Below are 22,199 nucleotides of genomic sequence, written 5' to 3' on the forward strand. Positions count from 1 at the left end.
CTAGCACAGGTTCCGTCTTTTCTGAAAGTAATGTAAACAGTTCATGAACCTCTTACATGATTTTGTCATACAGGCTACCCTAACGATTAGAGCATTTATATTCGAAATAGCCTTGTGCAGCTGCTTGTTTTGCGTCTGTAAACACCTCTTCAGCACGGTAACCATTACCACATGTGGAGGGATAGTAGTACTTGATACCCGTTAAAGGATCTACCCCACCTACGATGGCCGTTTTCTTCACAAGTCTGCCTCCACCGATCGCATAATTGTTGATCTTTTGGTCACCCACACCTATACCTTGGATAAAGGCCATAATCCCTGTATCGTTAATGGAGTTGTACCAATCTTCCTGCGCAATCAGGGGCATCGTAAACGTATAAGAAATACCGTTCTTTCTGGCAAACTCATTATGGCGGTTAATCACATCAGCCAGATCATCCTGTACAGCAGTCACAATCCGGCTTTGTCTAACTTGTTCAAATACGCTGGTATTCTGAAGTAAAGGAATCTGTGTGCTTGAAGCCAGTTCTTTTTGAAATCCTTCAATCCATTTCCCTGCGTTTGCGTCATAGGCATATACGTAGTCGTCCAGTGTAAAGTTAATACTGTTACCATTAGAATCTAAATATGTATAAGGTTTCTTGGGGCTCCACACTTGCCTGAAAGAATCTTCACGGTTACCTGTCATCTCTGTTTCTGTGGACAACATATAATAGCCATCATAATCCAGAATAACCACGGCAGGAATGTAATTAAACATGTTTCGAATAGCTGCGGGATCATCCTGAATCCCCATATTCAAAGCCATCGTCTGCGTAAATGTCAACAAGGCAAGCTCCTTATCGGCTTTAACAAACTTGGTTGAATCATAACCTGCTTCATCATTTTGTTTCTCATTCTGATGCATCACTGCACCTGCATCCATGACTGCAGTTTGAAGTGCAGATCTGTATTGATGACCAAGATATTGAGCCTCTTCGGCATCTTGGGTATGGAGTGAGATGGTCCAGAAGAGCGGGAAGAAGATCAGCACAAATACAATGGATAGCTCAGTAATCTTCATTGAGGACCATACCTCCGTATGTTACAAATACTGCTGAAGCTTGAGCCGTACCACTCAACCATTCACGAATGAGCATGGAAGGTGTACGATTTGTATTTTGGAGAGTCACCGTGAAAAAATCCCCTGTCGTCAACGTATATCTTCGGCCAGGATCATCAACCGGTATCACACCTGAGGATGGGAATAGTCTTTCTCGAATCTGAGCTGCATAATATCCATCCTGCACTACCTCATAGGTCCCGTTAAAACTGTTATTGTCCATCGGGTCTGTATAGTGAGGTACATATTTCTTATGTAAATGTTCCATCGACACCTCATACACATTGCCCGTCTGGGCCAGTTGCTCCTCAAACTCAGCCAACATTCGAGGTGAAATATATCCTTTCGTTCGGACAGCATCAACAAAACGTGTTACATTCTGAACAGCCGTCATACGTGCTATATCATCCTGCCGATCGGCTGTTTCAGCAGCTGGGTACACATAGAGCAAAAGGACTGCGAGCAATACGGCAAGCATCTTGGATGCGGCATTAATCAATTAACACTGGCCTCCTTCCAAAAAACAATCTTGAGCAGTTCTCCAGTTTCATTTCGAATAAACTCTGGTCTGTAGGTGGCATCGAGCTGGACAGGAATCGTCGCTGTTTTGCTGACAAGTGGATCGATCACATACGAAGTCCCATCTACCTCCACAGGGATGCCTGTGCCTGTCATCTGTCTCACGGTATGCAACACTTCCGCACCATTATACTGATACGGATTAGTGGTACGCAGTGTTGTTGTCAGCCGACCTTCCATGCCTGCTGTTGTCTGTACTCTGTCGTTCAAGGCCGCTGATAAAATCTTAACATTCTGTTGCCCGTACAGGCAGGCTGTCACAAAAAGGACAACCGCCGTACAAAACAACATGAGATGCTGTGTATTCCTGGACATGTTAAACCAACTCCTGTCAGGATTGCTGGAAGATCAGCCCTCTTACCACGTTAGAACGGTCTTTCACGATAATCGCTTTGAATTTACCACTTGGATTGACATATTGATTGTCTTTTTCACTCATGGTCTGATTAATAATACCTACCTTATCTTCAGGTCCAATAACAGAGCCATAATCCGCATTATTGAGATCCTGAGAAATATTCAACTGATTACCGTACCATTGACCAGCTACATTTTTACCCGTAATCACTTTAATACCAAACTGTTCCTTGTCCGCATATTTACGTAGTGCGTTGGTTACCTGAGATCCACTGATGGTTGTTCCGTCATACACCGTAAATGCGGCCTGAGACAACTCGGTCTGGATATCAGCAAAATTGTTCTGGGCCGTCTTGGTTGCCTCCTGAGCCGAAATAAACAACAGAACTACAATTGTGATTAAAGCTATTGTTAAGAATATCCCTGCTGCCACCTTTAAAGCGCTTGATGCATTGTTCATGATAAATCCTCCCAAGTTATAAGTTATTAAACTATTTCAGACTGTCACACAGATGAATTGTGCTACAGTTTCTGAATTTGATCATAATAAATGTTCATCTGCAAGAAACTCATACCGACCAATGGAATAACCAGATACAAAAAGATAAGGGCATACATAGGTGTAAATCCAATGGTTCTCCCCCATGATGCTTTGACATCTATCATTTTGCTGTACTCCTGCTTGCGTTGTTCAAAATAAAATGCCATCATGCTCTCGAGATCATCGAAGGCTTCACGTATTGAGATTTTGCCAAGGGCAAGCTGTAATTTATCAACCAGTCGCTGGAACTCGGGCAAGCCCGCCTCTTCCTTTAATTGTTCAAGTGCAAGCTCTGGTCCATGTTCAAAATGCAACAAACATTTTTGCAGCGGGCGCTTGAAAATGACGGCAAATCGATTAAGCCACTCCAATATCTCCTCGACTGACATCCGGTCCATCTCACGCAAAATGGAAATCACCGTCTGGAATTGATAGATTTCATGTCGCATATCCAACCTTCGCATTTTCCGCTGAAATAACATGAGCCATACGGGCATGAAGTACCCCGCTGCACCCATGAGAATGGCTATAATCATTTCCCACCAGCGTACATATTGCTTGTTATACACCTCAAGTTTCTGCATAATGCGCGTGATGGTCTCATTCTGGGTATCATGGTCTAACTGAACTGGAGATAACTGCTGTAACGCCTTGGAGACTTCTTCGTATGTAGCTCCTCGGTTCATTTCTACACTTTCCAACACGGATTGATCCAACGCTGTTTTTTCCTCAGCTTTCCTGAGATCCGCTTCAGCCATTGCACCAAACATTCGATCATCGCGGATTGGATCATGCAAGATGTGGTTACGTTCAACCTGGTGCAACAGCAAGATGCAACCCATCGTAAGGACCAAACAACCTGCGAATAACATCACTCGACGAATGGCAAGCCATTCGTATTTCAACTCTGAGCTGCTCTCCCTCATGAGCCGTATCGTTTGACTGTACTGTGCACTGCCAGGTTTTGCTGCAAACAACATCGCCAATTTCCGTATGAAGGTCTGCCTGTACAGAAACTGATCCAACCATGAATGCTTATGCCCTGACCGGTAACGTGTCTCATCGTATTGCTGGAGCCTTTGCAGAAGCAAATAAGCAAGGATAATGATGACATAGATCGATATTTTGGTAACAAAACCGATTTTGCTGCGATAAAATTCATCCATCGTTGGGAAACTGACTCTGGCCCAGCGTTCGATTGGAGCGGTGAACAATACCGGAGCTAGCGCGATGATATTAAGTCCTTTGAGCAGGTAATCCAATTTATCACGCCGCAAAATCTCCAGATGAATCTCCTGAGTCAGGTTACCCAGTCCTTTAAGATAAATAGAGCCTTGTGCTCTGTCCTTATCCCCAAACTCCATGACCATATAGGAAACGCCGGCGAATCCTTTGAGAAAACGGTTGGGAGCCACTTCATAATAACGCTCAAGTGCTTCATTCGGATCTGGAGAAGTTAGAGCTTCGTAGATCAGTCTTACCTGTTCTGCTGCTTCTCCTGTACCTGCTTCAGCGGCTTCATAGAGCGCTTCCTCAACCATGCCATGCTGATGATACCTATGCCTTACATCTGCAAAGAGATCCAACATCTGAACCAGCAACCTTTTCTCCATACGACTGAGACACATATCCAATACCAGACTGTTTAGCACCACAGCACAGAGCACGGACAGTATTACAAAAGCGATACCTGGCTGCAGAAAAAACAGAATGACACTAATGCCTCCATAACCTCCAAGAATAATCAGAACCACTGTCATCGTCAGCCTGCGAAGTGAAGGTTCATCCCCAACATGGCGGAATGAAATACGTTTCTGCACCTGTAGAATATAGGCTGATAACAGTGGGACCTTCATTCCAAGGCGGTAGGATTGCAACAAGATTGATCCCAGTCCCTTGAATCCCTTTCCGCTAGGAGCAAGAATAACGCCGGATTGACTTGTTAAACCACCTCCTCTGTGACGTAACATACTTAAAACCAGAAGTGTGATCAGCAGCCCTCCTGCACAAATACTTAATACGAGAAGCAGAATCCATTTAATTGTCATGCTGATCACCCCAGTGTTGCTTCATAAACTGTTCAAACTTCTCGGCATCCTTTAATGTCATCTGTTCTCGCATATCCACCATGCTTCCAGAGGAGATTGGAGCTGTTGCAACATACGCTCCATCTCTGTACTCCACAACATTATGAAATGTAAATCCTGCCCTCTCTTCCACGCTATCACCTTGATTCGCACGAGGAAGACACTCCGTAATTCGTTCGATATATCTTCGTCCCTCAGCATCTTTCTTCATATGAACATCGAAGTTGATTACACTCACAACCTGCTCCTCAGCAATATGCTCATGCTGGAACATACCTGTCTTGAGCAAGGAATTACGGAGGGAGAAGACCAGATCACGAAACGTTTTGGCATGGTGGGTAAACAGGGTGAACAGACTGGCAACCTGAGACATTTGAATCATCCATGCGGCCACCTCATCACTCGCAACCTCACCGAGAATATTGACGGTACCATCCGTTTTTTTCTGCAAATCAAGCCCTTGTTGACCTGAAATGTGTTCGGTCTCTCGGAAACTCAAAATATTACGTCGGCTATAGATCCGTCTTAATTGAAGTTCAAACGCCATCTCCTGCACCCGAAGGGTGTACGATGCATAGATGTGTTTGACCATAGCCATAAGCAACGTCGTTTTACCAGAACCTTGGGCCCCGGTTACAGCTGTAATCCGGCTTCCTTTCATCAGGTATTGAAGCAATGTGATTGGCAGATCTGCGTTGTTACCCGTAACCAACTGTTCAAGTGAAGCATTCGGAATATCGAACTTTCGGACGAAGAACGCCCATGATTCTGCAAAAGGAGGTCTAACAACAACGACACGGGAGCCGTCTTTCATCTCGTTCACCTTGTATCCACTTGCTTCCGACAACTGTCCGGGATAATTGTATTTGTATATATTCTGGCATACCCTTTTCAGTTCACGAATACTGCCGAAGGACAGAAAGGGTAGATGAATGGACTTACCTTTATAGAAAATCCAGACACTTTCCATGCCGCTAAGCGGTTCTTCATGTGCATCATCCTCCAGTCCTTGATCCAGCAAATCATTCCACGATGCCGGTTTTCGAAGTCCCATATTATGAACAGCATCAAGCATACCGCTAACACCACCACTAACGCCGTCAATACGCTGGTCCCTTATCTCATCAACAACCGAGAATCCTTTATAATGTTGGTAGATACGTTGCACGATGATATCCGTCTTTTCTCTGAATCCAAGCTCTCGATACTCGCACTCGAAAACATACTGAATATCCTCCTCAGAGATATAATAACTTCCTCCATCGTCCGTACCTTCCTCCATTCTCAGTCTGCCAAGATCGTAGGTATCAATCATTCGGGAGAGTGCATCCACACCGAATTGCTGTCGGTACAGATAAAACACAATTTCGAATCGGTCCTGGATCGTCAGCAAATCTGGTTCTGCAAACAAAATAACTTCATCTACATTTGATTTGTTCAGCCCTATGCTTCGGGTCAGGAGATCCCCTATCAGATTTTTGACATACGTTTTGTCGCTGATACTGCCTGAGACACAGCCCTTCAGTGCTTTTCTCATCTCGGCACGCTGATTAATTCTTCGACGATATTCTTCTTCATGCAGACCCGCATCCGCGAGCTGACTATGACTAAGCTCATGAAGTGAGTTCTTCACCTTCTCAATCAACATGTCAATCGTGAATGATTCCTGTTCAGGAACACGAGCATTCTTTTCACGAAGAAACGTTCTATACTTGAACCAGATATAAGTCAGGCACAGAATCAAAATCAAACTTATCCATATGGTATTCCAGAGCATCGGAGGTTCAGGCTCCCCTTTCCAGCCTCTTCAGAACTGTGCGCATACCTGCACCGTCCATAATCAGGCGAGCGAGTTCGCTCATGCTTGCAGCAAAACTCCCTTTACGAATGTCCTTATCCTCAGTCAAACTTTCCAACTGCAAGTATCTAGCGACATCTCGCCGATTCATTGCATCCAGGTATCCGGTTGTGTACGGTATCGCAGATATCGTGCCTTTATATCTGAACTGTCGCTTAATATTGGAAAGCGTTGCACGGGAATGCAAATCGTATTTGTTAATGACAACATGTATATTCTTATTGTTCATTCGTTCTGGCAGGATCTCTTCAAAGAACAACTCCAGATTTCGCATATTTTGATCGAGATTAATTACAACATAGTCCGCCTGTTGCAGCTTGAGCTGTGAATCGACACCAGCATGATCCGCATCCAGAAGAACCAGATCATAATACTCGTTAGCTACATTTAGCAGCTTTTTCACTGTCTCACCATGTTCCTGCGGGGAACGTTCCATCTCATCAATTCTTCCGGTTAGGAAATCAAGTCTTTCCTTCAGAAGTGGCTTGGTATAATCCCTAAGATTGTGCTTATTCAGACTGCCACTCGAATGCAGCCGTTCAATCGCATCCCAGCCACCCTCTTCAAAGGAGAACATAAAATCCGCTGAATCCGTATCTTTGGATGGTAGAGCAGCTTCTGTGCCAGTTCCTGCAAGGCCTGCATTAACAAGTAACACTCTTGTCCTGTAGTGAAGTGCCATCGCATAAGCACTAATTAATGTGCTTGAAGTGCAACCTGTTCCTGCAAAAGGGCTCCAAAAGGTAATGGTGCTCATGCTCTCATCCTCTCTGCTTCTTTCATCGCACGGCGACTACGAACACTTTCCCAACCTGTTAACTGCTCGACCACGCGACACAACGATTTTTTGTAATTTCGTGACAGAGGTCCAAGATGAACTCGGCGATGATGCTCATTCTCAAGCTTAACTGCAGCTGTTAATTCATCCCACGGAAGCACTAAGGATTCTCCTGTCCACACAAACGGACTGCCCTCCAGATACGCCCACAGATAACGAGCTTCAAGCTTGCAGTCAACCCCGTTAATTAAGAGCCGCTGAAATGACAGCTCATTAGGCAATGACTGTTCTTCAAGCAAACGATTCAACCAACCCTTGCCACGTTCCAGATTGTAACGCTCATAATCACTCACCCAGACTCTTACATCAGCGTTTAGCCAGAGATTACGTGATGCAAAATGTGAGGTCTCCATGTCATATAACACATAGTCATAACTGTCCAATTGCTCTCCATTTACTTCAAGATGATTCTCTACAGCTGCTGAAGTGACAAAATGACAAGCGATATCAAATCCTTCAAATTCCGTAATTCGCAAAGACTGCTGACTGTCTCCTACACCGTACCCATACTTCTGTTGTAAGGTTCCATCTACGAGCAAGACCTTGTTGCCTGTCGAAGCCAATATCTTGCAAAGATACAACATCAGATCATTCTTCTCACATAAACCCGCAAAGATCCATGTATGCATAGATGTTACAACTCCTTTCTTTTTCTCAAACTCTCTGTTATCTGAATTATTCTAAAATAAGCCTCGGATTTCGCTCTATTCTCCACCCGTTAGCAAGCTCTGTTGTTCTGTTTGTAAAGCTTCAGCAGGATCATTCACGCTTCCAGAATTAGCTCCTGCTCCGTTTCCTGAACCATCATTCCACATCACTCCATCCGACGTTGCCGGATTATTCGCTGATGGACGACTGTTATAGGTAACTGAGGATTGTGCCACATCCTGTTCAACCCCTTTTGACGGTGCTGTCACGGAGGCGGCCAGTGAACTTTCAAGCGAACTTCTCACCTGTCTGGATAACTCCTGTTCGGCTCGTCGAACAATATTCGGATCACTCTCCAGCAGTTTTAACACTTCTGAATTGGCAGGATACGTTGCGATTGCAGGTGTCTGAAACTGTGGTTCTACATAGGTTAAGGCATAGATTGAAGCTTTATGTAAATAGGCATCTACAATTGCACTTGAGAGTGACAGAATCTCTTCCTCTGTCATCGTAATCCATAAGGTAGCTGCATTGAGTCGTTCCACTTTCTTCTTCGATAAAAGAACATAGTCCTGTCCGGTGGGGAATTGGATACGAACATCAATAATATCTCCCTTAACGAGTGAGGACGGCAGTAATACAACTTGCAGCTCTCGATTTCTTAAATCAGGCGGAGCCGGTGTATCCTCATATACCATCTCAGTGGTTATGGCTGTTCCTTTTTTCAACTCTATTTTGGCCACTTGGCCTTCCATCTGCTTGGTACTGGACCAGAGATTTCGTGGCGCTTGTGCATCCGGAACAGCAATGAGCTTCAGATCCTCCGGTAATATCGGTTCACCTGCTTCAATATCCCGAATCGTAACCCATCCTTGTGCTCCCGAATCCCATTGTTGCTTTAATTCAGCTTCCTTTTCCTCATATGCCGATAAATAACGGGCTTCTACGGCTGACCTGACATCCCCCATCGTTTTGACATTGTAAATAACATATCCTCCGAACACCAACCCTACAGCTCCTGCTCCGATAAGTCCGGCATAGATCAGTTGACGGCTTTGTTTTCTTAATTTAGACAAAAGAGGCTCTCCTTTCGTAATCTCTTCTAATCATGTACTTTCCTTCGTGAAAAAAACGAACGTTTCTTGGGTTGTTGTGCCATCATATGCATTAAAATATGTGAAAACACTTTATCCATCTGTGCGTCCTTGTCAAAAGGGTCGATATGTAACGGCAGACCATATACACTCGATGTATCCAGAGCTTTACGAATGCGCTGAACTGCTTCACTTGCTGCCAGGGGCAGACAATATATCCATTTCTCTCGTGGATACCGATGATGTGATCGAACAAAAGCGCCAATCTCCGCCTGTCTCCATTCAGCACCAGAGCCTATAACAATTGGCAGATCTGCACGAAGGAATTCTTCCAGCCGGTTCTGGTCCTGACCACTACCAAGATCCATCACGATGAATTGATAACTCCCCCCAAGCAAAGACAAAATATCCGCTCGCCCGGATTGTTTCCAATAATGCACACCATCCACTGCAAACTGTCTGCCTGTTGGCACCGGTTTACCCGCTTGAGCGATTTGTTGAATTCTTGCAAAGGATTGAGAGCGAGGTAACATTTCAATCACAGCTACTTTGAAGTTTTGCCTTTCGAGATAATGACTGATAGCTATAGCAGTGTGGGTAACCCCTACACCAGATGAAGCACCAGTCAAGGCAATAACTCTTGTTCCGCCATTCAAGGTCAGGGTTGCATCTCCACCAGGCGTTATTCCACCAGGTATTCGGAGCAGTTCCTTCCGCACCTCATCGGCAGATTGGAATCGCTCCTCGGCATTATATCTCAACAGTTTTCTTGCCACAGGGATGTACGTCCGTGGAACATCACTCCGGATAGAGCTTTCCACACCCTGAATCCATTCCGTATAGGCCCCACTTGTCATAAGATACAGCAGCAATGCTCCGAGTCCATATAGATCTGAACGGGCGTCGGTCTGACCCGAGCCATATTGTTCTGGAGCGGCGAAGCCAGCTGTTCCCAACTTGACGGTATCTTCGGCACTTTGCGGTTTATAACTTCTGGCGATGCCAAAATCGATTAATCTTACTTCATGTTCCGGGGTGATCATGATATTTGATGGTTTCAGATCCCTATAGATGACAGGTGGATTTAGATTATGCAGATAACTCAACACATCGAGCAATTGAAGCATCAGCTCCGTCAACTGCTCCATCGGGATCTTCCCACGACACTGCTTGAAATACTCACTGAGCGTTAACCCGTCGATGTATTCCATCACCAGGTACGTGTACCCATCTTCATCCGGGACAAAAAAATCAACAATTTGCGGCAATCTTGGATGGCGAAGTGATGTCAGAAGAGCGGCCTCCGTCTCCATACTGCCTTCATATGGCATAATCGTTACGCTTTCTTTAATTGCCCATATCTTGCCCGGCAACTTCAGATCCTCCGCCTCGTATACATGGCTCATTCCGCCTGTTCCCAGAATGGATACGATACGATATCTACCTCCCAGCAGGCTTCCGCGTTCCAGCCTGGCCGGATGTCTCATATCAATTCCTCCTTCAATACACAACAAAAAAGGGAAAGCTTCACCGAAGAAGAACAGACCGGATATCCGGTTTTGTTCGCTTCGGGATGCTTTCCCTCAGGTTTGTTATGGTTAATATTGGTATCATTATAGTACAGGCAGGAATAGATTGTAAAGCACAAAATTTAATGAGCTTAATCTAATCAATTTCATAATACCTTTAGCAGCTTTAATCAAGGCTAGATCTCTTAATATTTGACCATATAGAGTGTAATCTCTTCCCTGTTATGGAACAACTGCTTGGAACGTTGAATCTGCATACGCGAACGCTCAAACGTATCGATAACATCCTTAATGAGTGCGAGCGGTTTTTTATGCAATAACTTCACGGTAACAATTGCTGTTCCCCCAGGCTGAAGGCTATATAGAAGATCCGATACAAGTCGGCTCATCAGCTTCGGACTCCAACTCATATCACATACGAGCAGATCAAATTCTCCTTCGCGGAAGCGTACATCCCCTGCATTTTTCTTCAAAAAAGTCAGTTTTGGTGATGCCAGCAGCGTTGCATCCATCTTCGCCGGATCTACCGCCGTTACTTCAAGCCCGCGTTCAAGCAGGAAGGAGGTCCATCCACCTGGTGCTGCACCGATATCAAGTGCTTTATGAAATGAAGTAAAGTCAATGCCAAACGTTTGCTCGGCTTCAAGCAATTTGAATTTGGCCCGCGAGATCTGTCCGTCTTCTTTTTGAAAACGTACGGCTCCCCCGCTCCAGTCTGACAGGTTCTGTTCAGGTCTGGATATGCCAGCATACAACATATCATTGGCAGCAAATACAGAAATGACATATTCAGCATCACGTACAACCCATTCACAGCCTAGCTCATCCAGCTTTTCAGTTAGCAGTTGCTTCAATGAGGCTGCATTTTCTTGCCAAAAGGCCCCTTCTGTCTTCCGTACCTGTAGCACGACAGAGGCACCGTTCAATTCCTTATGATTCAACACAAATGCAATCAATTTTTCAATAGACTGCTCCGAATCTTCTGTATTCTCCTGAAACTGAACAGGTTGAATATGACGTAAAAACGTTGGATACTCTGCCCACAGCTTATCTGCAACTTCTTCCTCCGCTACAGGCAGACCCGCAAGTAATATTTCTCCTGGTACGAGTACCGTGCTCTTCACCGCACCAAACGTACGGCGTAATTCTTCCTGTGCATAAGGGGCAAAGCCATGATTGGCTGTGCAAATAAAACGGGAGAAGTTGCCTTCTTCCCAAGACGATTGTGTACTCAAATTGTGTTACCCTCCAGAACGTACGCGTATCCACGGACGACCGTCATCCCACTGGATATCGACCGGGACATCGTACGTATGCTTAATTGTATCTTGTGTCAAAACTTCATGTTTAGGGCCTGCGGCAGCAATACGTCCATCGCGGATCAAGGCCACATGTGTAAATAAAGGTACGATCTCTTCAACATGATGTGTTACATACACAACTGTAATGTTACGCTGGCGCAGACGATCAATCTCAGCCAGCATTTTCTCACGTTCATATAAATCTAGTCCGGCACAAGGCTCGTCCATAATCAGCAATTTTGGCTCAGCCATCAATGAACGAGCAAGCATGACTTTTTTGCGCTCCCCTTGGGATAACGTTCCAAGCGGGTTGTTGGCCAAGTTGGCAAAGCCCATGTCATCTAACAAACTCATTGCCTTTGCTTTTACTTCATCCGGAATTGTCTGATAAAAACGCAAAAAAGCATAAGCTCCTGTAGCGACGACCTCCCACACCGGATCTCTGGGTGTGAGTTTCTCAATCAACGTTTGGCTAATATAACCGATTTCCTTACGTACTTCCCTGACGTCACATTGTCCATACAGATTACCCAGTACTTCAATCCGTCCCTGACTTGGAAACATATATCCGTTCATCATTTCCAGCAACGTCGTTTTGCCAGAGCCATTCCGACCCAGAATAACCCAATGTTCGCCTTGTTCGATGCGCAAATGTACGTCATCCAAGATTTGATTCTCTTCTCGTCTAAGTGAGACATGTTCCATCGAAATTATACTCATTTCAGCACCGCCTTCCGGATCTCCGAGAGCAAATGCTCTACAGAGCTCATCCGATAAACCATTTTTGGAACATCTTGCTGACCGTCAAACAGCATGACTGCTGGTACGCTTGAAATTTGATATTGTTGTACAAGTTCAGGAATGTCATGAATGTTCATTTCGGATAAAATACCTTCTGGCAGCATGTACTCAACGACCTCCAGCATACGCCGGGCTGCCGCACATGTCCCACATAAAGGGGTATATATAAATACAGCCTTTGGCATGCCTTCCCATACGGCGCGCATTAACATTTTGGATGTAATTGGCTTCATTAACTTTTCTCTCCCGCGGCAACACGCAGCATGACCTCGCCCGTCATTGGTCCATTATGAATGATTACCGAATCCGGTTTATTGCTATATAACATCTCGTACATCTGGCGTTTCCCAAACATACTGGACGTATGCAAATAGATCTCGCGCGGAAATAAACCTTCTCGTACAATAGATGCCGCGACCTCACCGCCATTGGGCGAATCTGGACCAAGCTCATAATCCAGAGACAAAATGTCCACGTCACCTTCTCTTAGCAGCATCAGGCACTCTTCAGCATTCGTTGCCAGAACAAATCCTTTCGGACATGCCCGATAGTCATCCAAAAAAACATGCATACAATCGCTCCTCTCCCCATTATAACCAGGAACGCATGAGCGCTATATCATCACGGTGCGTTCCATCTTCGCCCGTTTCTGTCTCGAGCACTACAACCGCATTTTGGAACTCAGGCGCCTTTAACAATTCTTTCATTGATTCATTTCCGATATATCCTTGTCCGATCCTCGCATGTCTATCCTTACACAAACCAGACGCATATTTGGAATCATTAAAATGTACAGCAGCAACATTATCCCAATATCCGAGCATCCTGCCCTTATCGAGCATCGCCGCTTCGTTGCCTGACGACCACAAACCTGAAGCAAAAGCATGGCATGTGTCAAAACAAAAAGCAATTTGCTCCGGATATCGGCTTAATTTGCGAATCTGTATCATTTCTTCCATTGTCGTGCCCATCGGGCCATGATCACCTGCCTGATTCTCAATCAGCACTTTCGAATGTCCGTTCCAATTTTCCAAGGCGGTATCCAGACAATGAATGAGGTTCTGATAGCCCTCAAGCGGATCGCTCGTTTTGATATGTCCAAAATGGACCACCGTCCCAACAGAACCGCAAGCATTCGAAATTTCAAGATCATTGCGAATAGAAGCTATTGTAGCATGAAACCCCGCCTCTCCACGGGTCATGCCCAACGCCGGATTCGTGGGATAGGGTGAATGTGCAATCGAAGCAAGTCCCTGCTGTTCACACCAATCCCTGCACTGCTCAGTATCCCTGAGATCCAGACTTTTCAGACTAAGACTACGCGGGTTCTTCGGAAAATACTGAAACGCCGTTGCCCCCATCGCATGTGCTCTCTTGGCTGCCTGAAGAAATCCACCTCTAGTGCTGACATGTGCCCCGATACCGGTTTTAGGCCTCATGCTGGCATTTCGGACAGAAGAACGCCTTCTTGCCCGTAATTTCCACTCGTTCAATCGTTCCCCCGCAACGCGGACAAGTCTCGCCTTCCCGATCGTATACGCGACATTGCTCGTCAAAACTTCCTGTCTTCGTATCCCCTTGCATCAGTGGCATTTCCATATAACCGCCCTCAGAAGCTGCTTCACGCAACACGGACTGCATCGAATGGAACAAGCGCTCCGTCAGCTCTGGTGAATTCGCGATGTTCTGCGTTTTGGAGCTTGGTCTCAGACCGGCAGCAAAAGCAATCTCATCCGAATAACAGTTTCCGATCCCCGCAATAATATGCTGGTTTACCAACGTTGTCTTGAGTGTACCCCGACGACCTTTCAACAGAGAAGCAAAACGTTCCACATTCATCCGTCGATCCAAAGGTTCAGGTCCAAGATCAGACATCGCCTCTTCAGTTTCTTTCGAAGTAAGCAGATGTAAATAACCCAAGCGCAGTCCAATGAAGAATAAAATGTGATCGCCAAACTGGATTTCCACTTGCGTGGAACGATCAGGACGTTCTTCTTCCGTGCCCCAGAAAATCATACCGCCCAACATGAGGTGCAGCACCAGGCGTTTGCCATTAGCTAAGTGGAAAATCAGATGCTTCGCTCGCCGCTCAACAAATATGATGCGATTACCTGTAAGTTCATTGATAAACAGATCAGGCTCCGTATTTATCGTTTTATCGCGATTAATTACAACACCTGTAATCAGTAGATCAAGTATTTTCTCGGACAGCAAGGTCCGGTAATTTTCCATTTCCGGTAGTTCCGGCATCGTACATTACCCCTTTTTGGAAGCTTGGTCTGCCTCTTGCGACAGCCACTCCATCAATTTATGCAAATCTTCAAACACATGATCAGGTCGAGCCTTCGCTGCTTGAATGTGTCCATCCATATTATCCCGTGTTGTCACACCGGTAAGTACCAACAGCGTCTCACACCCTGCTGCCACTCCAGCAGCAATATCGGTTCGCATATTATCTCCGATCACTGCCACTTCATGAGACGCCAGGTTTAGCCGGCTAATGGCTGACTTCATTATAACACTCGATGGCTTGCCTATAACTGTAGGATGAACTCCGGTCGCAGCTTCAATTGCAGCTCCAATAGTCCCCGCCCCAGGTGTCAGTCCATCATCGGAAGGAAGCTGCAGATCCGGGTTGGTCATGATGAATTTTGATCCCGCATTAATCCACCTTAGCGCCTTAGTCAGTTTATGATAGGAAAATTCACGATCAATCCCCTGTATGACGTAATCTGGTGCATCTTCCGTCAGCTGTAGTGCTGCTTCTTCTATGGCTTGCAGCAGTCCTGCTTCTCCAATACATGCCACTTTTGCACCCGGGGACTCTTCAGCAACATATTCAGCAGCCGCCACAGCAGAAGTACATACTTGAGACGCGTCGGCAGGTATGCCCATCCCGTTCAGATGATCTGCCACACCTTGTGGTGTACGGGAAGAATTATTTGTTACGAATAAATACGGCTTTCCTAGCTCTTGCAGTGTTCGAATAAGCTGATCAGCTCCTTCGATACGATGTCTGCCATGATAGAGCGTACCATCCAAGTCAATCAGATAGGCCTTAATCACACACAGCACTTCCTTTCTTCATTCCATTAACGTTTCATGTCCTTAATCAATTTACCTCGAACTTGACCGCGAACCTATGTATTCAGGCAAAAAATAATGGCTTGCTGACATGAGCACGCAACAAGTCGAACCGGATCGAACACCGACGGTTTAGCTCGCGCGTCTTCTGTACAAGCTTGTCATTTCCTGCGCTTTCCCGGAAAATAATTTGAATCATTTCCCTCTTCATATTGCCCATCCTACACGCTTTCTGACCAGATTGCAAAAGGGACCGCGGGAGTTCCTCTCCCTCAGTCCCGTGCAATTACCCGGATTTTTATATGACGTGTTTAGCCGTGCACTGGTTCGCATTCATGGTTAAGATTCTTGCTTGCGATGCACGACAGGAATAAGCTGGTGTTCGTTTGCAAGTCTGGTATTCGGGAATACGGACTGTGCCTCTTCCAAAAGTGGCTGAAGTTGATCCTCATCCTTATAGCGTGAACTGAAGTGAGTCATGATTAGTTGCCCTACATTGGCTGCTCTAGCCGCTTCTGCCGCTTGTTTAGAAGTACTATGATAGTACTCATGCGCTGTATCGGCCAAATCATGCATGAATGTAGCTTCATGCACAAGTACATCTGCATTGATGGAGAGAGGCTGTACATTGTCACATGGACGTGTATCACCCAATATGGTGATCACCATGCCTCGTTTTGGCGCTCCCAATACATCTTCTGGACGAAGCGAATCACCGTTATCCAGCGTAATGGTTTCTCCACGTTTCAGTCGACCGAACAATGGGCCTGGTTTCAGACCATATTCCGCCAGTTTGGCTGGGTCCAGGCTTCCTGGACGATCTTTTTCCGTGATCCGGTATCCATAACTGTCAATCCGATGTTCAAGCAAAGCAGCTTCCACGATAAAACTGTCATCCTCGAACAGGACGCCGCCCGTATGTTCCACGATATTCAGATCATAGTTCACCCGGGATTGGCTCAGCTCCATTGTTGTACTGATCATTCGTTCCGTACCTGGCGGACCATACACGGTTAATGGTGTGGTGCCACCTTGATAGGCTCTGCTCGAAAGTAGTCCTGGAAGTCCAAATACATGATCACCATGCAGATGTGTAATGAATATTTTCTCCAATTTGCTCAGTTTAAGCGGAGAACTTAAAATCTGGTGCTGCGTTCCTTCCCCGCAGTCAAACAACCACAAAGCTCTGCGCTCATCCAACATGCGTAGCCCAATGGAAGTTACATTCCGTTGAAGCGTAGGTACACCAGCATTAGTTCCCAGGAAATATAGTTCCATTCTGGATCGCACCTCTTTCTGTTGCCAGCAAAAAACCTCCGACAATGCGGAGGGCTTTGCCTGACACTCTACTGAATTTATGCCTTCTCTACATTAAAATACTTAGCTTGCGGGTGGCTGAATACCATCGCTGATACGGAAGCTTCAGGTTCCATCATGAAACCTTCCGTCAATTCCACACCGATATCCTCAGGCTGCAGCAACTTGAATAGCGGCCCTTGGTCTTCCAGATCCGGACAAGCTGGATATCCAAATGATACCCTGATGCCTTGATAGCGTGCACCATGACGTTGCTTCATGGTCATCTGGGCAGAATCCGGGAATCCCCATATATCTCTCATCATATGATGCACACGCTCAGCTAATCCCTCTGCTACTTCAAGCGCTACGGATTGCAGAGCATGCGAGCGAAGGTAATCCCCCTGATCTTTCCACGCCGTGGATAGTTCACGCACACCGTGTCCGGCCGTAACAACCATGAAACCAACGTAATCCATCTGACCGGATTCAACAGGTTTCAGGAAGTCGGACAGGCACAGGAACGGCTCGACTTTTTGACGTGGGAACGTAAATGTATGCAAAATATTACTGGTGTCCTTTGGATCATAGATAATGACGCTGTTACCACTGGACTGAGCCGGGAAGAAACGATATATGGCATGCGCCTGAATAATCCCGTCACGAACAGCCTCTTGCATGATATCATCCACGACTGCTTTCAGGTCGGTAGCTTTCTTGTCACCTGTAGCAAGCAGTTGTTCTACTGAACCGCGCAACCCCAGATGATGTCCAAGCAACATCTGCATGTTCACATATGGCAGGATATGTGATAATGGGTAGTTACGCATCGTATGACGCTCCAGATCAGGCGGGACAAGAACCGGATGATCTACAGTAATATCCGAACGTTCTACCCGGGTAAGTTCTGGAAGAGTCTGAACAGCTACAGCACCTGAAGCATCAGCTTCTTTTTCTGCTTCCATCTCCAGTTGCATCACTTCACGTGAAACGGGATTCATCAATTTGTTTGCCAGATCCAGACCATCCATCGCATCTTTCGCATATACAACCATTCCGTTATATTCAGGACGGATACGATTTTTGGTGAATTTACGTGTTAGCGCCGCTCCGCCAACCATAATAGGCACATCAATACCTGCTGTTCGCAAATCCTGAGCGGTAAGAATCATCTGCTGCGCTGATTTTACCAATAGACCCGAGAGACCGATCGCATCGACTTTTTCTTCTCGGTATGCCTCAATGATACGTTCTGGTGGTACTTTTATACCCAAATTAATGATCCGGTAACCGTTATTGGACAAGATGATCTCAACCAGGTTCTTCCCGATGTCATGCACATCGCCCTTAACCGTGGCGAGAATGATCTTACCTTTAACCGAAGTCTCATTCTTCTCCATGAATTGCTCCAGATATGCTACAGAAGCCTTCATAACCTCCGCACTCTGCAACACCTCAGCTACAATTAACTCATTGTTGTTAAAGAGACGACCTACTTCCTCCATCCCCCGCATCAGTGGACCGTTAATCACTTGAAGTGCTGTGTATTTGGCAAGTGCCTGTTCGAGATCTGGTAGCAATCCTTCTTTACTTCCTTCTACTACATATGAAGCGAGACGCTCTTCTAATGAAAGATTCGAGATTTTTTCCTTCTTCTCAACCTTCTTGTTACGGAACGCCGCTACGAACGCCGCCAGTGTTGCATCATTCGTATTATATAAGAGTTCTTCGGAGAGCCTGCGTTCTTCTTCCGGAATGGATGCATAGCGCTCCAGTTTCTCTGTGTTTACGATGGCATAATCGAGACCTGCTTTGGTACATTCATACAAAAATACAGAGTTGAGCACTTCACGGCCTGCTTCTGGCAGTCCGAATGAAATATTACTGATCCCGAGTATCGTATGACATTCAGGCATCGCTTCCTTAATAACTCTTATACCTTCAATGGTTTCTTTGGCTGAACCAATGTACTGTTCATCTCCCGTACCTACCGGGAACACCAACGTATCGAAAATGAGGTCTTCTGGTTTGAGTCCATATTTGTTCACCAGCAGATCGTAAGAGCGCTTGGCTACGTCCAGCTTGTCCTCCCGACTAATCGCCTGACCCCGTTCGTCAATCGTTCCGACAACTACCGCACCACCATATTTATGAAGCAACGGCGTAATCAGCTCAAATTTCTCTTCGCCATCCTCAAGGTTAATGGAGTTAATTATCGCTTTACCTTGACAGTACTGGAGGGCCAGATCAATTACGGAAGCATCTGTCGTATCAATCATGAGTGGTACTTTTACTTTTTTCACAACCAATTCAAGGAACTTCACCATGTCTTCAGACTCTTCGCGGTCCGGATCTTGTACACACACGTCAACAATGTGCGCTCCATTTTTCACTTGAGCACGTGCAATTTCCGAAGCTTCTTCATATTTGCCTTCTACAATGAGTCGTTTGAATTTCCGTGATCCCAGCACATTCGTACGCTCACCAACCATGTATGGACGATTGTCCTGTTCAATATAAATTGGCTCTATACCAGACAATGCCGGTGGATGTGTTCCGTTCATTTCTCTTGGGGGGTACTGGGCAAGTGTGTCGCGCATCGCCCGAATATGTGCAGGGGTTGTCCCGCAACATCCACCAGCGATATTCAACCAGCCCTGTTCGGCAAAAGCACCAATCTTCTGAGCAAGCGAGTCTGGTGACTCATGGTAATTACCATTCTCATCCGGAAGACCCGCGTTCGGGTAACAACTAACGGCAACCGATGCCATAGCGGAAAGTGAGCGAATGTGATCACGCATGAACTCTGGACCCGTAGCACAGTTTAGTCCTACCGAAATTGGGTTAAGGTGTTCTAAGGATATATAAAAGGATTCGATATTCTGACCTGCAAGGGTCGTTCCCATCGGTTCTATCGTTCCTGATATCATCAGGGGCAGTGTAACGCCACTCTGTTCGAAGGCCTGCTGAATTCCAATGCTGCCTGCTTTTACATTGAGGGTATCCTGTGAGGTTTCGAGTAGTAGCGCATCAACGCCTCCCTCTATTAAAGCAAGCGCTTGCTCCAAATAACTGTCGATAAGTTCCTGGAACGTTACGCCCCCAGTTACAGACAGTGTTTTGGTTGTTGGTCCCATCGCACCTACCACATAACGTGGAGATTCAGGTGTAGAGAAACGATCAACCGCAGCTTTCGCAATTCTGGCTGCTTCCAGGTTGATCTCGCGTGCCCGATCCTGAATATCGTACTCAGCAAGCACAACGGATGTGGCACCAAATGTATTGGTTTCAATTAAATCGGCGCCAGCCTCCAGATATTCTTCATGAATGCGCTGGATCAGCTCTGGACGAGTAAGCACTAACATTTCATTACATCCATCCAGATCTTCGCCGCCAAAATCTTCGCCAGTCAGATCAACTTGTTGAATCATGGTCCCCATTGCACCGTCGAGGATTAATATTCGTTGTTTTAATGCATCGTGTAGACTAATCTTATCCAATATCTTCACCCCCGCAAAACGTTAGATCTTAGTTTAACAGAAACTAACTTAATGTGAAAGATCGGGTTTGGTCTCGAAAGATGGCGGGTTTGCACGAATTTGAACGGAATTTGAGAATCGACAAAAACATAGCAATCCGATATAATTCAATTAAACCAAGTGGAAAAGAGGGAAAGAACATGGCTGAAATTGTTATCCGAAATACGAACGAACGCATCACTGGTGACGAAAATGTTCGAAATTTCTTGAACAAATACGATGTATTATATGAGAAGTGGGACGCATCCAAACTGAACACTGATCTGCAAGATAACTTTGGATTAACGGATGAACAGAAAACCGAAGTTTTGGAAACTTACGATTATGAAATCAGAGATTTGGCTGCACGTCGCGGATACCAGATCTGGGATGTCATCACGCTGTCCGAACAAACACCAGATATCGAAGAAAAGCTGGCCAAGTTCGAAGAGATCCACACCCACGCTGAAGATGAGATCCGTGCAATTGTCGCTGGTAAAGGAATCTTTGTTATCAAAGCTACAGATGATGTGGGCTACTTTAATGTAGAACTGTCTCCTGGAGACGTCATCTCTGTTCCTGAGAATACACCGCACTTCTTCACTTTAATGGAGAACAAACAAATAATTGCTGTACGTCTGTTCATCGAAAAAGATGGCTGGATTGCAGATCCATACCCTGATCCTACATTTATCAAACAAGCCTAACACTCTCGTGTTACAACTTGCTTAACCAAAACCCCTGTTCAATTGAACAGGGGTTTTCGCATATTGCATATGGGACTAGTATACAACATCGGTGCATTATATAAAATAATGCGGGTATTTCGCCTTTATCGATTCCTGTTCAATAACAACGAGTCTAAGATGAGCTTCCATCACCTGAACTGCTTGCTCGGTCTGACGCTCTGTGATAAGACGATAAATCTCTTTGTGCTGGGAGATAATGACCTCCAGGTTGGAGTCCTCCGCTAGACGTAATAAACGCAACCGATTAAACGGAATATTCAGTTGTTGCAACATTTTCCATGTTCTCAGCTTACCCGTGCCTTGGAACAAAATCTGATGAAACTCTTCATCCAGTTCAAAAAGTCGATAGAAATTGTTTTTTCCTATACAGACTTCCTGCATTGCAATGTTGGTTTCAAGTCGAAATCTGTACTCTTCAGGAAAAGAAACACAAGCCAAAGTCACGATTTCCTTCTCCATCTTCTCCCGCATAAACCTGCCTTCTTCCACATGCTCCAGATTAATATGAGAGACGATCGTTCCACTCTGGGGAATAATGTCCAGCAGTTCTTCTTCAGCAAGCTTCATGAATGCTTCTCGCACGGGTGTTCTGCTCACCTGCAGTTCATCTGCAATCTCTTTCTCTGAGATCTTGGTACCCGGCTTAAGTTCCAGATGAAGAATTCGTTCTTTTAACAGGTTATATGAATATGCCCGGGTCGAGCCTCTAATTTTTTGATTAAGTGACATGCCTAGACCTCTTTCTATCAGCCGTATTCATTCATCTTAGCACAAATTACCGTTCCACTTATATATCGGTGTGAAACGGTAATCTGGC

General features: G+C 45.5%; 21 protein-coding genes. 1 reads left to right on the forward strand and 20 read right to left on the reverse strand.

Translation table 11 applies throughout. The features are described 5' to 3' along the window. Positions 1–79 precede the first annotated feature (79 nt). The 19 genes from J2Z28_RS10265 to metH all read right to left on the reverse strand — a co-directional run bounded on the left by J2Z28_RS10265 (position 80) and on the right by metH (position 20,615). Positions 80–1,063, reverse strand: coding sequence for a hypothetical protein (locus J2Z28_RS10265; protein WP_211082405.1), 984 nt, complete (start codon positions 1,061–1,063; stop codon positions 80–82). After that, positions 1,050–1,601: a hypothetical protein gene (locus J2Z28_RS10270; RefSeq protein WP_211082406.1), complete on the reverse strand. Its 552-nt coding sequence runs from the start codon at positions 1,599–1,601 to the stop codon at positions 1,050–1,052. The genes J2Z28_RS10265 and J2Z28_RS10270 overlap by 14 nt, the downstream gene beginning before the upstream one ends. Continuing rightward, positions 1,598–1,996, reverse strand: coding sequence for a hypothetical protein (locus J2Z28_RS10275; protein WP_076250224.1), 399 nt, complete (start codon positions 1,994–1,996; stop codon positions 1,598–1,600). Before J2Z28_RS10275 ends, J2Z28_RS10270 begins: the two co-directional genes overlap by 4 nt. A 16-nt stretch (positions 1,997–2,012) precedes the next feature. Continuing rightward, on the reverse strand, positions 2,013–2,498 hold the full coding sequence (locus J2Z28_RS10280; RefSeq protein ID WP_017688056.1) for a hypothetical protein: 486 nt from the start codon (positions 2,496–2,498) through the stop codon (positions 2,013–2,015). A gap of 62 nt (positions 2,499–2,560) precedes the next feature. After that, on the reverse strand, positions 2,561–4,627 hold the full coding sequence (locus J2Z28_RS10285; protein WP_211082407.1) for a hypothetical protein: 2,067 nt from the start codon (positions 4,625–4,627) through the stop codon (positions 2,561–2,563). Beyond that, positions 4,617–6,443, reverse strand: coding sequence for an ATPase, T2SS/T4P/T4SS family (locus tag J2Z28_RS10290; RefSeq protein ID WP_211082408.1), 1,827 nt, complete (start codon positions 6,441–6,443; stop codon positions 4,617–4,619). Before J2Z28_RS10290 ends, J2Z28_RS10285 begins: the two co-directional genes overlap by 11 nt. Before the next feature lie 7 nt (positions 6,444–6,450). Then, positions 6,451–7,281, reverse strand: a complete 831-nt coding sequence (locus J2Z28_RS10295; RefSeq protein ID WP_047843391.1) for a CpaE/TadZ family protein — start codon at positions 7,279–7,281, stop codon at positions 6,451–6,453. Then, positions 7,278–7,991 carry a hypothetical protein gene (locus J2Z28_RS10300; protein ID WP_211082409.1) on the reverse strand — a complete coding sequence of 238 codons (714 nt, stop codon included), beginning with the start codon at positions 7,989–7,991 and terminating at the stop codon, positions 7,278–7,280. Before J2Z28_RS10300 ends, J2Z28_RS10295 begins: the two co-directional genes overlap by 4 nt. A gap of 75 nt (positions 7,992–8,066) precedes the next feature. Next, on the reverse strand, positions 8,067–9,086 hold the full coding sequence (locus tag J2Z28_RS10305) for an SAF domain-containing protein (RefSeq protein ID WP_211082410.1): 1,020 nt from the start codon (positions 9,084–9,086) through the stop codon (positions 8,067–8,069). A 26-nt stretch (positions 9,087–9,112) separates the two neighbouring features. Continuing rightward, positions 9,113–10,591, reverse strand: coding sequence for a serine/threonine protein kinase (locus J2Z28_RS10310; protein ID WP_211082411.1), 1,479 nt, complete (start codon positions 10,589–10,591; stop codon positions 9,113–9,115). Positions 10,592–10,818: 227 nt separating this feature from the next. Continuing rightward, a complete protein-coding gene (locus J2Z28_RS10315; RefSeq protein WP_211082412.1) occupies positions 10,819–11,868 on the reverse strand; it encodes an SAM-dependent methyltransferase in 1,050 nt (349 codons plus the stop codon). Between the two features lie 6 nt (positions 11,869–11,874). Next, complete coding sequence (locus tag J2Z28_RS10320; protein WP_244988210.1) at positions 11,875–12,654, reverse strand: ABC transporter ATP-binding protein; 780 nt, start codon at positions 12,652–12,654, stop codon at positions 11,875–11,877. After that, positions 12,651–12,968 carry a thioredoxin family protein gene (locus J2Z28_RS10325; protein ID WP_211082413.1) on the reverse strand — a complete coding sequence of 106 codons (318 nt, stop codon included), beginning with the start codon at positions 12,966–12,968 and terminating at the stop codon, positions 12,651–12,653. Before J2Z28_RS10325 ends, J2Z28_RS10320 begins: the two co-directional genes overlap by 4 nt. Then, positions 12,968–13,306 carry a cyclic-phosphate processing receiver domain-containing protein gene (locus tag J2Z28_RS10330; protein ID WP_211082414.1) on the reverse strand — a complete coding sequence of 113 codons (339 nt, stop codon included), beginning with the start codon at positions 13,304–13,306 and terminating at the stop codon, positions 12,968–12,970. Before J2Z28_RS10330 ends, J2Z28_RS10325 begins: the two co-directional genes overlap by 1 nt. Positions 13,307–13,325: 19 nt before the next feature. Continuing rightward, a complete protein-coding gene (locus J2Z28_RS10335) occupies positions 13,326–14,174 on the reverse strand; it encodes a deoxyribonuclease IV (RefSeq protein ID WP_211082485.1) in 849 nt (282 codons plus the stop codon). After that, complete coding sequence (locus J2Z28_RS10340; protein ID WP_211082415.1) at positions 14,164–14,985, reverse strand: Fpg/Nei family DNA glycosylase; 822 nt, start codon at positions 14,983–14,985, stop codon at positions 14,164–14,166. The genes J2Z28_RS10335 and J2Z28_RS10340 overlap by 11 nt, the downstream gene beginning before the upstream one ends. A gap of 6 nt (positions 14,986–14,991) precedes the next feature. Then, positions 14,992–15,801, reverse strand: a complete 810-nt coding sequence (locus tag J2Z28_RS10345) for a TIGR01457 family HAD-type hydrolase (RefSeq protein WP_211082416.1) — start codon at positions 15,799–15,801, stop codon at positions 14,992–14,994. 357 nt (positions 15,802–16,158) lie between these two features. Beyond that, positions 16,159–17,097, reverse strand: coding sequence for a ribonuclease Z (gene rnz, locus J2Z28_RS10350; protein ID WP_017688042.1), 939 nt, complete (start codon positions 17,095–17,097; stop codon positions 16,159–16,161). Positions 17,098–17,174: 77 nt separating this feature from the next. Then, positions 17,175–20,615: a methionine synthase gene (gene metH / locus J2Z28_RS10355; protein WP_211082417.1), complete on the reverse strand. Its 3,441-nt coding sequence runs from the start codon at positions 20,613–20,615 to the stop codon at positions 17,175–17,177. A gap of 179 nt (positions 20,616–20,794) precedes the next feature. Here metH and J2Z28_RS10360 point away from each other — a divergent pair, with 179 nt between their 5' ends. Then, a complete protein-coding gene (locus J2Z28_RS10360; RefSeq protein WP_036673865.1) occupies positions 20,795–21,340 on the forward strand; it encodes a cupin domain-containing protein in 546 nt (181 codons plus the stop codon). Between the two features lie 96 nt (positions 21,341–21,436). On the opposite strand, the gene J2Z28_RS10365 is transcribed toward J2Z28_RS10360, so the two are convergent. Then, positions 21,437–22,111: a GntR family transcriptional regulator gene (locus J2Z28_RS10365; RefSeq protein WP_036673866.1), complete on the reverse strand. Its 675-nt coding sequence runs from the start codon at positions 22,109–22,111 to the stop codon at positions 21,437–21,439. Positions 22,112–22,199: the final 88 nt, after the last annotated feature.

Source organism: Paenibacillus xylanexedens (assembly GCF_017874615.1).
GTDB lineage: Bacteria > Bacillota > Bacilli > Paenibacillales > Paenibacillaceae > Paenibacillus > Paenibacillus xylanexedens.

Excerpts from the sequence above, each read along its gene's own strand:
- J2Z28_RS10285 (WP_211082407.1), bottom strand. The coding sequence starts at position 4,627 with ATGACAATTAAATGGATTCTGCTTCTCGTATTAAGTATTTGTGCAGGA.
- J2Z28_RS10295 (WP_047843391.1), bottom strand. The coding sequence starts at position 7,281 with ATGAGCACCATTACCTTTTGGAGCCCTTTTGCAGGAACAGGTTGCACT.
- J2Z28_RS10300 (WP_211082409.1), bottom strand. The coding sequence starts at position 7,991 with ATGCATACATGGATCTTTGCGGGTTTATGTGAGAAGAATGATCTGATG.
- J2Z28_RS10335 (WP_211082485.1), bottom strand. The coding sequence starts at position 14,174 with ATGAGGCCTAAAACCGGTATCGGGGCACATGTCAGCACTAGAGGTGGA.
- rnz (WP_017688042.1), bottom strand. The coding sequence starts at position 17,097 with ATGGAACTATATTTCCTGGGAACTAATGCTGGTGTACCTACGCTTCAA.
- J2Z28_RS10310 (WP_211082411.1), bottom strand. The coding sequence starts at position 10,591 with ATGAGACATCCGGCCAGGCTGGAACGCGGAAGCCTGCTGGGAGGTAGA.
- J2Z28_RS10265 (WP_211082405.1), bottom strand. The coding sequence starts at position 1,063 with ATGAAGATTACTGAGCTATCCATTGTATTTGTGCTGATCTTCTTCCCG.
- J2Z28_RS10280 (WP_017688056.1), bottom strand. The coding sequence starts at position 2,498 with ATGAACAATGCATCAAGCGCTTTAAAGGTGGCAGCAGGGATATTCTTA.
- J2Z28_RS10365 (WP_036673866.1), bottom strand. The coding sequence starts at position 22,111 with ATGTCACTTAATCAAAAAATTAGAGGCTCGACCCGGGCATATTCATAT.
- J2Z28_RS10290 (WP_211082408.1), bottom strand. The coding sequence starts at position 6,443 with ATGCTCTGGAATACCATATGGATAAGTTTGATTTTGATTCTGTGCCTG.
- J2Z28_RS10330 (WP_211082414.1), bottom strand. The coding sequence starts at position 13,306 with ATGCATGTTTTTTTGGATGACTATCGGGCATGTCCGAAAGGATTTGTT.
- J2Z28_RS10340 (WP_211082415.1), bottom strand. The coding sequence starts at position 14,985 with ATGCCGGAACTACCGGAAATGGAAAATTACCGGACCTTGCTGTCCGAG.
- J2Z28_RS10320 (WP_244988210.1), bottom strand. The coding sequence starts at position 12,654 with ATGAGTATAATTTCGATGGAACATGTCTCACTTAGACGAGAAGAGAAT.
- J2Z28_RS10275 (WP_076250224.1), bottom strand. The coding sequence starts at position 1,996 with ATGTCCAGGAATACACAGCATCTCATGTTGTTTTGTACGGCGGTTGTC.
- J2Z28_RS10360 (WP_036673865.1), top strand. The coding sequence starts at position 20,795 with ATGGCTGAAATTGTTATCCGAAATACGAACGAACGCATCACTGGTGAC.
- J2Z28_RS10325 (WP_211082413.1), bottom strand. The coding sequence starts at position 12,968 with ATGAAGCCAATTACATCCAAAATGTTAATGCGCGCCGTATGGGAAGGC.